General features: G+C 60.4%; 13 protein-coding genes, 1 tRNA gene and 1 pseudogene. 3 read left to right on the forward strand and 12 right to left on the reverse strand.

Annotation, left to right across the window (positions count from 1 at the left end; translation table 11 throughout):
* Window positions 1–28: 28 nt before the first annotated feature.
* The 7 genes and pseudogenes from atpA to WC421_00150 form a co-directional block, all read right to left on the reverse strand.
* On the reverse strand, window positions 29–1579 hold the full coding sequence (gene atpA, locus WC421_00120; protein MFA5160630.1) for a F0F1 ATP synthase subunit alpha: 1551 nt from the start codon (window positions 1577–1579) through the stop codon (window positions 29–31).
* Complete coding sequence (locus WC421_00125; GenBank protein ID MFA5160631.1) at window positions 1576–2106, reverse strand: F0F1 ATP synthase subunit delta; 531 nt, start codon at window positions 2104–2106, stop codon at window positions 1576–1578. The genes atpA and WC421_00125 overlap by 4 nt, the downstream gene beginning before the upstream one ends.
* Complete coding sequence (atpF, locus tag WC421_00130) at window positions 2103–2591, reverse strand: F0F1 ATP synthase subunit B (GenBank protein MFA5160632.1); 489 nt, start codon at window positions 2589–2591, stop codon at window positions 2103–2105. The genes WC421_00125 and atpF overlap by 4 nt, the downstream gene beginning before the upstream one ends.
* A gap of 75 nt (window positions 2592–2666) precedes the next feature.
* Window positions 2667–2876, reverse strand: a pseudogene (gene atpE / locus WC421_00135) (ATP synthase F0 subunit C).
* Window positions 2877–2898: 22 nt separating this feature from the next.
* Complete coding sequence (atpB, locus tag WC421_00140) at window positions 2899–3660, reverse strand: F0F1 ATP synthase subunit A (protein ID MFA5160633.1); 762 nt, start codon at window positions 3658–3660, stop codon at window positions 2899–2901.
* Window positions 3650–3934: a hypothetical protein gene (locus WC421_00145; GenBank protein MFA5160634.1), complete on the reverse strand. Its 285-nt coding sequence runs from the start codon at window positions 3932–3934 to the stop codon at window positions 3650–3652. The genes atpB and WC421_00145 overlap by 11 nt, the downstream gene beginning before the upstream one ends.
* Window positions 3931–4125: an AtpZ/AtpI family protein gene (locus WC421_00150; GenBank protein ID MFA5160635.1), complete on the reverse strand. Its 195-nt coding sequence runs from the start codon at window positions 4123–4125 to the stop codon at window positions 3931–3933. The genes WC421_00145 and WC421_00150 overlap by 4 nt, the downstream gene beginning before the upstream one ends.
* Before the next feature lie 197 nt (window positions 4126–4322).
* Between WC421_00150 and WC421_00155 the strand changes: the two genes are divergently transcribed.
* The gene (locus tag WC421_00155) at window positions 4323–4847 is read left to right on the forward strand and encodes a hypothetical protein (protein MFA5160636.1); all 525 of its coding nucleotides are present in this window, start codon (window positions 4323–4325) and stop codon (window positions 4845–4847) included.
* Between the two features lie 201 nt (window positions 4848–5048).
* A tRNA-Val gene (locus tag WC421_00160) sits at window positions 5049–5120 on the forward strand.
* 70 nt (window positions 5121–5190) lie between these two features.
* On the opposite strand, the gene WC421_00165 is transcribed toward WC421_00160, so the two are convergent.
* Genes WC421_00165 through WC421_00185 form a run of 5 tightly spaced genes read right to left on the reverse strand, consistent with a single transcriptional unit; the run spans window position 5191 to window position 10807 of the window.
* The gene (locus WC421_00165) at window positions 5191–5511 is read right to left on the reverse strand and encodes an NADH-quinone oxidoreductase subunit K (protein ID MFA5160637.1); all 321 of its coding nucleotides are present in this window, start codon (window positions 5509–5511) and stop codon (window positions 5191–5193) included.
* On the reverse strand, window positions 5504–5986 hold the full coding sequence (locus tag WC421_00170) for a hypothetical protein (GenBank protein MFA5160638.1): 483 nt from the start codon (window positions 5984–5986) through the stop codon (window positions 5504–5506). Before WC421_00170 ends, WC421_00165 begins: the two co-directional genes overlap by 8 nt.
* A complete protein-coding gene (locus tag WC421_00175) occupies window positions 5983–7449 on the reverse strand; it encodes a complex I subunit 5 family protein (GenBank protein ID MFA5160639.1) in 1467 nt (488 codons plus the stop codon). The genes WC421_00170 and WC421_00175 overlap by 4 nt, the downstream gene beginning before the upstream one ends.
* On the reverse strand, window positions 7446–9332 hold the full coding sequence (locus WC421_00180) for a proton-conducting transporter membrane subunit (GenBank protein ID MFA5160640.1): 1887 nt from the start codon (window positions 9330–9332) through the stop codon (window positions 7446–7448). The genes WC421_00175 and WC421_00180 overlap by 4 nt, the downstream gene beginning before the upstream one ends.
* Complete coding sequence (locus WC421_00185) at window positions 9329–10807, reverse strand: NADH-quinone oxidoreductase subunit L (GenBank protein MFA5160641.1); 1479 nt, start codon at window positions 10805–10807, stop codon at window positions 9329–9331. The genes WC421_00180 and WC421_00185 overlap by 4 nt, the downstream gene beginning before the upstream one ends.
* Window positions 10808–11036: 229 nt before the next feature.
* Between WC421_00185 and WC421_00190 the strand changes: the two genes are divergently transcribed.
* Window positions 11037–13469, forward strand: coding sequence for a PAS domain S-box protein (locus tag WC421_00190; protein MFA5160642.1), 2433 nt, complete (start codon window positions 11037–11039; stop codon window positions 13467–13469).
* Window positions 13470–13571 lie beyond the last annotated feature (102 nt).

A 13571-nucleotide genomic window follows, 5' to 3' on the forward strand; every position in this document is an offset into this window, starting at 1 on the left:
CAGGCGCGCTATCGCGGCGCCGCGCAAGCTAGACTCCCTTGAAACGCGCGCCCGGATTGTCCAACCGGGCGAAACGCTCCTTATGCTCGGCCATCAGCGTCTTGAGCCTGGCATCCAGAGTATCGTCAATGTCGCGGCGCTCTTTTATCTCCCGCAGTATTTCGGGATGCGCCTGTTTTGCAAATTCCACAAGTTCGCGCTCAAAGGCGCGGGTTTTTTCCCTGGGCAAATCGTCCAGCCAGCCGTTTACCCCGGCATAGAGCGCAAGCACCTGCTCCTCGGCGGGAACGGGGGAGTACTGCGGCTGCTTGAGCAGCTCCACCATGCGCTCGCCCCGGGCGAGCTGGCGGCGGCTTTCCTTGTCCAACTCGGAGCCGAACTGCGCGAACGCCGCCAGGTCGTTGAATTGCGCCAGGTCTATGCGCAGCCGCCCGGCCACCTTTCTCATCGCTTTTATCTGTGCCGAGCCGCCCACCCGCGATACCGATATTCCCACATTGACCGCCGGGCGCACGCCGGAATGGAAAAGCCCGCTTTCCAGATAGATCTGCCCGTCGGTTATGGAGATGACGTTTGTCGGGATATAGGCGGAGACGTCGTTGGCCTGGGTTTCTATGATTGGCAGCGCGGTAAGCGAGCCGCCGCCGTTGGCCTCGCTTAATTTGCAGGCCCGCTCCAGCAGGCGGGAGTGCAGATAGAAGACGTCGCCCGGATACGCCTCGCGCCCCGGCGGCCTGCGCAGCAGCAGCGACATCTGGCGGTAGGCCTGGGCGTGCTTTGTGAGGTCGTCGTAGATTATCAGTACGTCGCGGCCCTGCCACATGAAATGCTCGCCCATCGCGCAGCCGGCGTAGGGCGCGATATAGAGCATGGACGCCGGCTCGCTGGCGCAGGCGGAAACCACAATCGTGTATTCCATCGCGCCGTGGTCGGTCAGCGTTTTCACCACCTGCGCCACTGTGGACTGCTTCTGGCCCACGGCCACGTAAATGCAGATCACCCGCTCTTTGGGCGGGGCGTTTTTCTGGTTGATGATAGCGTCTATGGCGACGGCAGTCTTGCCCGTCTGCCGGTCGCCTATTATAAGCTCGCGCTGGCCGCGGCCTATGGGGATGATGGCGTCCACCGCCTTGATGCCGGTTTGCAGCGGCGCTTTCACGGGCTGCCGGTCCACGATGCCGGGGGCCACCGCCTCAAGCAGGCGGCGCTGCTGCGTTTTTATTTCGCCTTTGCCGTCCAGCGCAACGCCCAGCGGGCTTACCACGCGGCCTATCAGTTCCTCGCCCACGGGCACGTCCATCACGCGGCCCGTGCGGCGCACAAGGTCGCCTTCCTTTACCAGCCTGTCCTCTCCCATCAGGACGCAGCCGACGTTATCCTGCTCCAGGTTAAGCGCCATGCCGCGCGCGCCGTGCGGGAAATCCAGCAGCTCGCCGTAGACCGCGTTGGACAGGCCGTAGACCCGCGCGATGCCGTCGCCCACGGACAATACGTTGCCCACCTCGGCGATATCGGCGCCGGGCGCAAATCCGGTTATCCGGTTTTTGAGTATATCGGTTATCTCGCTTGGTTTTATCATAGTTTTTGCAAATCGGTTTTAAGCCGGGCAAGCGCGCCGCGCGCGGAGCCGTCCACCAGAATATCGCCCATGCGGGCGGAAAATCCGGCTATAAGCGCGCCGTCGCGCGAGACGGAGACCCGCGCCCTCGCGCCGGAGAGTTTTTCCAGCCCCGCCGCCAGCCGCGCGGTCTGCGCGCCGTCGGGCGCGGAAGCGTAGGTTATGCCGGCAGCCATAATGCCCTCGCGCCGGTCGCAGTAATCGGAGGCGCGGGCCATGATTGCGTCCAGCAGGTAAAAGCGGCGCGCGTCCAGCAGCGCGGCGGCCAGGGCATAGGCGCGGGAAGCCTCCCGCCCGGCGGCGGCGCGGGACAGAATGGTTTTTTTGTCCGCCGCGGGGATAAGCGGATTGTTGAGATATTCAAGCGCGGGCGCCAGCTCCGCGTGCAGCAGCGACAATTCGTCCAGCCCCGCCCGCGCGTCTGCGCCGCAGGCGGTTATATAGGCTTTGCCGTAGCGTCCGGCCAGAATTCTGTCCTGGGCTTTCATTTGACTTTGCTGAGGAACTCCTCCACCGCGCGCTCCCCGGAGGCTTTGTCCACTTCCTTTGCCAGAATACGTTCCGCCGCCGCTATTGAAAGCCCGGCCACCTCGCCGCGCAATTCGGCCACCAGCCTGTCTTTTTCCGCCTCCAGCGAGCGTCTGGCCGACGCCGCAATCCCTTCGGCCTGCTTGCGCGCGGCCTCCAGCAGGGCGGCTTTTTCCTTTTCGCCCAGCGCGGCGGCGCGGGCTATGGCGGACTGCGCCTCGGTCTCTATCTTGCGCAGCCGGGCCTCCACCTCCGCCTTCGCGCTTTCGGCTGCCAGGCGGGCCTGCTGGGCGGCCTGCACATCCTCGCGGATTTTATGCTCACGCATTTCCAGCGCGCGCACGGCGGGCCGCCAGCCGAATTTCCCCAGCAGGTAAACCAGCAGGGCGAAATTGACCAGCGTCCAGAATATAAGCCCGGCGTCGGGCTTTATCAGATGTTCCATTTAATGCGCAGGTTGGGCGGCCGCTGCGGGCGCGCTCTGATGCGCCGGCTCCGGCTTGCTGAAATTCATAAGCCCCAGCAGGCATATTATCAGGCCGAAAAACGCAAGGCCCTCTATAAGCGCGGCGGCGATAATCATCGTCGTGCGCAGGGTGCCGCTGGCCTCGGGCTGGCGGGCCGTGCCTTCCAGCGCGGCGGCGGCCAGCTTGCCTATGCCCAGCCCCGCGCCCACGATGGTAAGCCCCGCGCCCAATCCCGCGCCCAGATATCCCAGCCCGATATACATTGTCTCGTTCATTGGATTCTCCTTAGTGTGGATGCATCGCCATGCCGGCGAATATGGCGGTCAGAAACGTAAATATATAGGCCTGCAGCACCGCCACCAGCACCTCCAGCAGCGACACAAACAGCGCCATGCCAACTGCGGCGGGGACGGTGAGCGTCCAGTCCGCCACGGGGCTGATGGCCCCGAAAATAAATATCAGTCCGAAAAGCGACAGTATCACGAAATGCCCCGCTATCATGTTCGCGAACAACCGGATGCACAGCGCGAATGTCTTGGCCGCCAGGCTGATAAGCTCTATCGGAAAAATCATCGGCGCAAGCCAGCCCGGAACGCCGGAGGGAACGAAGGATTTCAGATAGCCGGCCAGCCCCTGCTCCCTCAGCCCGGAGAATATTATCAGGGCCAGGGTGCTAAGCGCCAGCGCCGCCGTAACGGAGATATTGCCCGTAGCCGTCGCGCCGAAAGGCACCAGCCCTATGAAATTGCACACCAGTATGAAAGTGAAAAGGGTGCAGAAATACTCGGTGTAAACCAGCCCGGCCTCGCCCATATTGGGCAGCACTATATCGTTGCGCACGAAGGCGGCCACCGCCTCAACCAGCGAGCGGCCCAGCGCGAACCGCGGCGACCGCGCGCGCGCCAGCGCGGGCACGGCAATCATCAGGAAGCCGCCGGACAGCCACATCATCAGCAGATGCTTTGTTATCGGCAGCGAAAACCCCGCCACCCGCAGCACGGCGACGGTGTGGTCTATTATATGGTGTTCAAAAATTTTAGCCAGCATGATGTTTGCAGGGCCATGCCAGGGCCGCGGCCTGCGCCACGGCCAGCGCCGCCGAAAACAGCAGCGCGCGTTTCACTCCGAATCGGCACAATGCGGCGAAAGCCGCGACCACAAGCGCAAGCCGGACCAGAATGCCGGCCGTCCACACGGCGAAAAAGACCCGGTTGCCCGCTGTCAGCGCGCCTGCATGCGCCCGCCGCCATATCAGGCCGCAGGCAGTTCCGCAAAGCGCGCCGCCCGCCAGGCAGAAAACGGTGTTTGAAAATATGCTCATTTATCGTCCAGAGCGTCCCTTATGGCGGAATAAAGCCCCGCCGCAATTCCCGCCGCCGCGCCGCCCAGCATAAGCCACGGCGCGGACGAGAATTTCGCATCCAGCCAGCGCCCGCCGAAAAAACCGGCCAGCACGCAGACCGTCGCCTGAATGCCTATCTGCGCGTGCCGCCAGGGCGATTTTTCGCTCATAAAATCCGCGCGGAACCGCGCCGGCGGCCCGTCCGTACACCAAAAACTCCGCCCGCGCATCGCGAACCTTGCAACAGAGATTATCCCAAAACCGGAAACATTTGTAAACGACGGCGCGATGGGTGGGCCTTTTGGCCCATGCAAGGCGCGGAGCCTAATTTGGATAATAAGTGGAGCGAAATCAGGAGGACAGGAAAATGAACAAGCCGGTAAATATTATTGCCCGCTGCGCCATGGCGGCGCTGGCAATAGCAACCATCGCCGCCGTTGCGGCTTACGCCCATCAGCTTAACGCGGGCGACAAAGTATCCCTTATAATACGTCCCGACGGCAATCCGAAACCGGCCACCGTTGTTGCCGGAGGGTTCATACTGGACGATGGCCGGATGATAATGGCCAGACCCGTCGCGGGCGCGTCCCAGAACCGCTATTCCACCATGTATGGCGTAATCAGCGGCAGCGGCAAGGTTATAGACGTGGTGAACATTCTCACCGACGGCGCCCCCAGGCCCGGCATGCCCGCCATGCTGATGGATAGGGACAACGGCGGCATGGAGCCGGTCGTGCTGACCGACGCCGGTTATGTGAACCGCGCCGGAAGGACCATATCAACCCGCCGGGTGGTGGAGCCTTGCCCCGTTACCGCCTACAGAAGCTACGACGGCAGGGAACTGTCCGCATACTCCTGCTCGCTGACCGGCGACATCAATATAGACGATTAACCTCAAAGTTTCAGTTGACACGAGGACCGAGGCAGCGGCGCGGGATTTGACAGGCATACCCTCTGCGGCATACAAGCGACAAGCGACGCAGCCGCGGCCCGAAGGCGATCAGCCCCGCTTCCAACAGTCAAGCTGATAGGGGGTATGTGGACACCGCGTGATTTGAGAGGTTGGAAATTTGCTAAAATCGTCAATACACGCGGGCCGGTAGCTTAGCGGTAGAGCGCCTCCCTTACAAGGAGGAGGTCACAGGTTCAATCCCTGTCCGGCCCAGATTTCTAAAAAAACCGCCTGCCTTCAACGAAGGCAGGCGGTTTTGCAAACGGATGTATGCGGCGCGGCGTCAGCCCTTGAGTTTGTCAAACTTCCAAATATCAACCGTGCCTGTCCTGGCATAGGCGCGCACTATCAGCGCAAGCCCGGCGGCAACAACCACCACTTCCACCACTATGGCCGTTACCGCTATGCTCTGCGCCAGCGCCATGTTGCCAAGCGCCTGGCCGCTGGCGATTATCGCCAGCAGGCAGCCTTTGGCGATAAGCTCCACGCCGATTACAAGCCGCAGCATATTGCGCGAAACCAGCATGCAGCAAATCCCGGACACAAAAAGAAGCGCGGCGAAAAACCAGTTCACCGGAAGCAGGCACATGATGTTGTCAGGCATCGTTTTTGCCCCTGAAAAAAGCTTTGACCGCCAACACTCCCGCCGCGAACATGCACAACTGCCCCGCAATGTCGCCGAAACGCCAGTTCCACATCACCTGGCCGAAAGAGGCGCAGGAACGCGCCGTGCCCGCGGGAACCAGCGCGGTCGTCAGCGGCTCGGAAAACAGCCAGAACGCCAGCCCGAACAGCGCCAGAAACACCGGCATGGCGTAGAAACGGAGCCGGTCCTCCTTCACAAAATCCTCGCCGGGCCGGACTATCGTTACGGTGCTGATGAAAAGCACGGTTATCAGGCCCGCGCATACCGACAATTCAAATATGCCGGCCCAGGGCGCGCCCATTTCAAAAAGGACAAGCGAAAGCGCCACGCTGGCCACGGCCAGGCTTATGCCGCAGGCAAGCAGGCTGCGCGCCATGGCCGCCCCCAGCCCGAAAACCACTATCAGTCCAAGCAGAAATGTGTGCAGGCTCATAAAACCGTCCGCGCCGCAGGCCAGGCCATGCCGGTAAAGAGTATCGGGAAATAAAGCCCCAGCGCCACTATAATCGCCGAGAAAACAATCACCGGCACAAGCATCCCGAACTCGGCTTCCCGGACCTGCAACAAATGCTCCGGCGTTTTGCCGAAAAACACCCGGCTCTGCATTACTATGAAATAAGCCAGCGTCAGAACGCTTGCCAACGTTGCGATGACGGCGTAACCGTGGAACCCGGCTTTCCACAGCGCGAATATGATTATGGCCTTGCTCCAGAACCCGGACAGCGGCGGTATCCCCGCAGTGGACAGCATGGCTATGGAAGAGGTAAGCGCGGTCCAGGGCATTCTGGTTTCAAGCCCGGAGAGGGATTTCATGTCGGTTGTGCCGGTCTGCTTTTCTATAGCCGCGCTGTTGAGAAACAGCGAAGCCTTGAAGGTGGTATGGTTAAACAGGTGGAATATCGCGCCCGCCATGGCAAGCGGGGTTCCCGCGCCTGCGGCAAGCACAATGTAGCCGACCTGGCTTATGCTGGAAAACGCCAGCATCCGCTTGAAATCCCGCTGGCGCAGCGCGCCCAGCGCGCCGACCACTATGGACAATCCGCCGAAAAACATAAGCCCGTTGCAGGCCGCAGCGGCGGCGACGTTGCCCGGCATGGATTTCAGCGCCATCGCTATGCGCACGAGGGCATACACGCCCGCCGCTTTCGTAACGATGCCCGACAGCAGTGCCGACACCGGCGCGGGCGCGGACTGATAGGCGTCCGGCGTCCAGCCGTGAAAGGGGACAAGGCCGGCTTTTACCATGAAGCCGCAGGCCATCACGCCAAGGATTACCACCACCGCCGTCTCGTTGGCGGCGGAGGCAGACGCCGCCCGCGACAAATGCGCAAAGGACACGCCGCCGGTATAGAGCATCAGCAGCGCCACGCCCAGCAGTATGAAGGCCGACGCCGGCGCGGACATGAAAAAGTATTTCAGCGCGCCCTCTATGCCCTCCGCGGTGTCGTCAAAGGCGATAAGCGCGTAAGCGGCCACGGCCGCCACCTCAACGAAAACATAAAGCGTGAAGAAATCCCGCGCGGAGACTATGCCGCTCATCGCCGCAGCCGACATCAGCAGCAGCCCCTGCCAGATGCCGGCTCGGCTGTCCTGCCTGCGGTGGAAAATGGAGAAGAAGGCGACCGCCGCCGCCACCAGGTAAATCGCGATAATCATCAGCAGCGAGAAAATGTCGCTCCTGAACACTTCCAGATTGAAAGTCAAATCCGCCGGCGGAAGAGCCGCCATGACCGGCTGGTGGAACTCCCAGATGTAGGACACCGCCGTTATAAGCCCCGCCAGCAGCGCGGAGCCGGAAATCATGTCGGCATACCTGGGCTTGAGTTTGGCGACGAACGGGCAGGCCAGCGCCGCCAGCGCGGGAATGGACACGAAGCTGAAATAGGAGATGGTCACGGCAGCGCTCCGGTATAGGAAATTATCAGCGCGAACAGCACAAAACCCGCCACCGCCCAGCCCAGATAATAGCCGAAAAACCCGCCATGCAGCCGGCTGACAAGCAGTGAGGCGAAATCCGTAAGCGCGGCGGGCAGCGTGTCGGTGAAAAAATCCATGACGCGGTCCAGCACATACAGGCCGCGGCCCAGGAAGAAAGTCAGCTTCATGCCTTGGTCGTAGGGGTCAAAAAACCGCTTTTCAGCCAAGCTGTAGACAAAGCCCAGCCCCGGGGCGTGGTGAACATGCTCGCTCGCCTTCTGGGGGGAACCGCCGCGCCTGAGGCCGAACCAGTGGTTCAGCGAGGCCAGAGCAATCACGCCCAGCGCCATAAAGAACAGTTTGTCCGCATGAAAGCCGTGCAAATGCTCCGGCACTGAAAAGCCGTAGAGGCTTGCAAGCGAAGCGTCGGCATAGGTGCCGGCAAGGGAAGGCTCTATCAAAAACTTGAGCGGCAGTTTCGCGCCGAAACCGAAGATCACGCATATGCCGGCCAGAACCAGCATCGGCCCAAGCATATGCCATGACGCTTCCTTGACGTTCAAGCCTTCAGGCTTTTTGCCGAAATAGACGCTGTGGCCCAGCTTGAGGAAGGACGCCAGCGTCAGCAAAGAGCCGAGTTCCGCCGCTATGAAGAAACCGGTATATCCCGTGTCCAGCGCGCCCTTGTATATGAGTTCCTTGGAGAAATAGCCGTTGAAAGGCGGTATGCCGGAGATGGCCGCCGCCGCCACCACAAAGCAAGCCGCCGTAACCGGCATCGTTTTGGCGAGGCCGCCCAGCTCGTCCAGCTTTGTAACTCCCGCGCGGTTTTCCACGGAGCCGCCGGTAAGGAACAAGCAGCATTTGTACACCGCGTGGTTGACCATGTGGAAAAGCCCGCCCGCCACTCCGACCGGATTGCCGGTGCCGATGCCCAGTATCATGTAGCCCACCTGGCTGATGGCGTGGTAGGAAAGCAGCCGCTTGTATTCGGATTGCACCAGCGCCATCATCACCGCGATGAGTATGGTGGCCGCGCCCAGCGTCATAAGCGCCAGACGCATGGACAGCGAAGAGTTCAGCGCGTAAAATTCCAGGCAGACCTTTGCCAGCAGATAAATTCCCAGCACCTTCTCAAGCGCGGCGGGCAGATAGGCCATGAAGGGGAGTTGCGCGTCCGAAGCAGCGTCCGGTATCCAGGTGTGGAAGGGCAGCGCGCCGGCCTTGGCCATCGCGCCCAGCGCCATGAATATGAACCCGGCCATCCCCCAGCCGTGTATGGCAAGCGGCGCGGCGGCGACGGATTTCATGCTCATTGTCCCGGCCAGCCAGCCGGTTATGACGACGCCGGCCATCAGGCACACATCGCCCGCGCCGTTGATAATCAGCGCCTTCATGGCGGTGGCCTTGCATTCGTTGTTTTCCCGCGCCAGCGCCAGGAACAGATACAGCGTAACCAGCAGCCCTTCCCAGAAAAACAGCATCAGCACCAGATTTTCCGCCAGAATTGCGCCGTTGGCGAAACCCAGCGTGATAAGGAAAGAGAAGTAATACCAGTCCCTCGCCGGCTTGTCTTCCATGAACTTCCAGGAATACCGCGAGACCAGAAGCGCAAAACCGTTGACCGCGCACAAAGCCAGCGAGGCCAGCGGATAAATCCGCATGGAGAAATCAAAGCCGAAGCCGGCCCACGGCAGGGTGTAGAGCATGTCCTTGCCGAACAGCAGCACCGACGCGACAAGGCAGACGAGGCTGACCAGTATGGCCACCGCGTCGCCCACCCGGCGCAGCTTGCCGGCAAAAGACATCGCCAGAGGCGCGGCGGCCAGCGGCAGGAAAATGGCCAGCAGCATCAGCGTCATCTCGACACCCCCGGCAGCACGGACGCCGCTGCCCGTATGCTGGAGCCGAAACCCATTTCAAGGCACATGGTCTGCGCGTAATGCGCGGGATAATAGATGAATATGCCCAGCAGCAGCGACGCCACGCCCAGCGCCGTTACGCTGGCAAGCATCTGGGGCGCGGCCTCGTGGCCGCGGTTTTCGGCGGGGCGCTGCGTTCCCATGAACACGGCGTAGAAAAGGCGCAGCAGGTAAATTATGGTCAGCACCGCACCGAAGACGAACATCATCAGTATTTCGGGATGGCCGAATGCCGCCGCCCCGCGCAGCACCATGAGTTTGCAGAAGAACCCGCCGAAAGGCGGTATGCCCATCACCGAAAAAGCGCACAGCCCGAACGCCACCGCCGTAACCGGCATGGTTTTGAACAGGCCGCCCATCTTGGTGATGTCCTTGGTGTGGGCCTTGTGCTCTATTATTCCGGCACACAGGAACAGCCCGGCCTTGGCCACGCCGTGCATCAGAATGTAGAGGGCCGCGCCGCCTATGCCCACATCGTTCATCACCGCAAAGCCCAGGAAAATAAACCCTATCTGGCTGATGGTGGAATAGGCGATGATGCGCTTTATATCGGTTTCCACCAGCGCGGCGCCGGCGGATATTATGGTGCTGGCGCCCGCGACATAGAGTATGCACATGCTCCACACCGGGTCCATCGGCGAGGTGGCGCAGAAAATCCGGGCGAACGCATACACGCCGATTTTGACCAGCACCGCCGCATGCAGCAGCGCGGTTACGGGAGAGGGAGCCACGCCGGCGTCCGGCAGCCAGGTGGAAAACGGCAAAGTCGCGGATTTTGAGAAAATGCCCAGCATCAGCATCAGCACCGCGAAATCCGGCAGCATCTGGCCCCTCAGGTGGCCCAGGTCCACCGTGCCGTTATAGGCGTATATGGCCGCTATGCCCAGCAGCATGCACAGCGCGCCGAAAACCGTGACCAGGAAAGTCTTGTTCGCCTTGAGCAGTTCTTTTTCGCCCCGGTAATACCCAACCAGCCGCCAGCTGCATACGGCGGTTATCTCCCAGAAAACAAACATCCATATAAGGTTCTGCGAGAACACCAGCCCCATCATGGAACCCAGGAACAGCGTAACCATGGAGTAGTATTCCGCATGGCCGCGCGACTCGGTGATATAGCCGTTGGAGTAGTAGATGATAACCGCGCTTATGGAAGAGGACACCACCGCCGCGAATGCCGCCAGATAATCCGAATACAGCGTCAGCCCGAAGCCCATCGGAAACGTAATACTATAGGAGATGCTCTCCCCGTGCGAGGCGGCGACCAGCAGCCTGCACGCGGCCAGGACAGTGATGACGCCCAGCAGCAGCGAAAGCAACTTTTCGCGTTTGGGGGCAATCCGGGCCGCCACGGGAACAAGCACCGCGCCGAACACCGGAACCGCAACCACAGCCGCAATCCAGAACGAAGATGTCATTTTCAAAATTCTACATAATTACGCGCATAAATCAAAATTCCCACCGTAAAGCCATGAGGTTTTTACATCCGGTTTTGAAAAATCCAACAAAAAAGTCCGGGAAACATGCGGTCAATTCCGGCAGCCGTCCGGGCGGGCGTGTAGGCTAATTTCTGACATTTGGCGGGGATATTTCCCGCTGGCGGGATTTGCGTTCGAGAGCAATCCTAATTCAGAAGGGGGACACTCTATGGGCAGTTCCGGGAAAGGAAAAAAAAGAGGGACAGGCCCGGCGGCGGTGGCCGGCCCTGCCGCGAAACAGCCGCCCTCCTGGCTGGAATCCGTGGATTACTTCAAGTTTCTGGACACTTCCACCACTGTCGGAGTCGGCATTATTGATTTGGAGGGGCGGTTTGTCTATGTAAACAAACGCTGGGCCGAGCTGCTCGGCTACAGCGAGGAGGAAATGCTCGCCCGGACCGCGTTAAGCATCACCCATCCCGGCGATATCCCAGAAACTTCAGCCAAGCATAAAGAACTGTTTTCCGGCAGGCTAAAAAATTACAGGTTAGAGAAACGTTTGTTGCGCAAGGACGGCGGCGTCGTATGGGCCAATCTTTTTGTCTCCGTGCTTTGCGGCAGCGACGGCAGGCCGGTTGGCGTTATGGGATTATTTTCCGATATAACCGACATGAAGACGGCAAAGCTCCGGATTCAGGAAAGCGAAAGGAAATACCGCGCGATATACGAAAGCTCCGCCGACGCGGTGATGCTGCTGATGCCGGGCAATAAATTCGCGGGCGGCAATGCGGCGACCATAAAGATGTTCGGCTGCCGCGACGAAAACGAATTCACCGGGCAGACCCCGTCCTCGCTGTCCCCGGAATACCAGCCCGACGGGCAGCTTTCCGCGGTCAAAGCGCGGAACACGATGGAACTGGCGCTGCGCGAAGGCTCGCATTTCTTTGAGTGGACGCACAAAACTATTGACGGGCGGATATTCCCGGCCACCGTGCTTCTGACGCGCGTGGAAATAGGCGGCAAAACGCTGCTTCAGGCCACGGTGCGCGATATAACGGAGCAGAAAAGGGCCGAGGCCACCATAAGGGAATACGGGCAGCGGCTGGCTGTTACGCTGCATTCCATAGCCGATGCGGTGGTGTCTGCGGACCCGGACGGGCATATCATCATGATGAATGCTGTTGCCGGGAAGCTCACCGGCTGGGCGGAAAAGGAGGCGGCGGGCCGCCATATCGGCGAGGTTTTCCGCATAATAGACGAAAAAAGCCTCAAGGAATGCGACAGCCCTTTCAACACCGTGCTGCGCAGCGGACAGGCCATAACCGCCGCCAACCATGCCGTGCTTGTAGGGCGCGACGGCCACGGGACAGCCATATCCTACAGCTGCGCCCCGATTTTGAATCTTGAAAACGGAATAATGGGCGCGGTGCTGGTGTTCCGCGATGTTACGGAGGAGCGCCGGCGGCAGGATATAAACGAAAAATTCCGGGTGATGACCGAGATAACCAGCGACTGGCTCTGGGAAACCGATGCCGGCGGCTTTTTCCTCTATTCCAGCCCCAAGGCGCAGAATATCCTGGGGTACGAGCCGGGCGAGCTGCCGGGAAAGAATCTGTTCGGCCTGATGCCTTCCGGCGAGGCGGAACGTTTCAGGGCGCTGGTGGAACGGCATATCCTGTGCCAGAGGGAGCCGCTCATTCTGCTGGAAACAATCCTTCTTCACAAAGACGGACACGCGGTGCATGTGGAAACCAGCACCGTCCCCATTATCGCCGAAAACGGCGGGCCGCGCGGCTATCGCGGCATTATGCGCGACATCACCGAACGCAGAAAAAAAGACGAAATAATGCGTATGCTGGAAGTGGACAAGCGCACCATGGAGGCCGCCACAAAGGCCAAGTCGGCTTTTCTGGCCAACATGAGCCACGAGCTGCGCACGCCGCTCAACATCATCATAGCCAGCAGCAGCGCGCTGGCAACGAATATGTTCGGCGCCCTCGGGGAAAAACAGGCGGAGTACGTGAATTATATCCACACGAGCGGCAAGCATCTGCTGAGCCTGATAAACGACATTCTTGACCTGACTAAAATTGAATCCGGCAAAATGCTTCTGCAGCCGGCCTCATTCAATATATGGAATTCAATAGGCGCGACGGTTGACCTGCTAAAAGAGCAGATGGCCTGCTCCGGGATACATTTCGAGCAGCATTTATCGCTGTCCCGCAACGCCGAAATAACGGCTGACGAGCGCAAAATCCGGCAGATAATCATAAACCTGCTGTCCAACGCGATAAAATTCACGCCGCGCGGGGGCACTGTCGCGCTTGAGGCGCGCATGGCGTCTTCCGACGAGCTGGACGGAATGCGGGCCGTACGCTTGCCGGACGAGCCTCTGCCCGCCGTCAATTCCGCCCGGTATCTGCTCGTCAGCGTCAGGGACACCGGCATTGGAATCGCCCGGGAGGATATGGGCAGGCTGTTCAAGCCGTTTGCCCAGGTGGAGGCCAACGCGGCGCGCAACTATGAGGGGAGCGGCCTCGGCCTTGTGATGGTTAAAAAGCTGGTGGAGCTGCACAACGGCAGGCTTTTCGCGGAAAGCGAAAAAGGGAAAGGCAGCGTGTTTTCCTTCGCCCTGCCGGCGGATACGCCAGCGCCCGGTTAGGCCGAAATACCGCTTCCTGCCGCCCTAACAACATCATCCGGCGCAGCGCGCAGCCCATGCGGTTTTATAGCCGGTCTTTTCAGGAATCCCCAGCGTAAAAGT

The sequence above is a fragment of the Elusimicrobiales bacterium genome (assembly GCA_041651175.1).
In the GTDB taxonomy this organism is placed as follows: domain Bacteria; phylum Elusimicrobiota; class Elusimicrobia; order Elusimicrobiales; family Elusimicrobiaceae; genus JAQTYB01.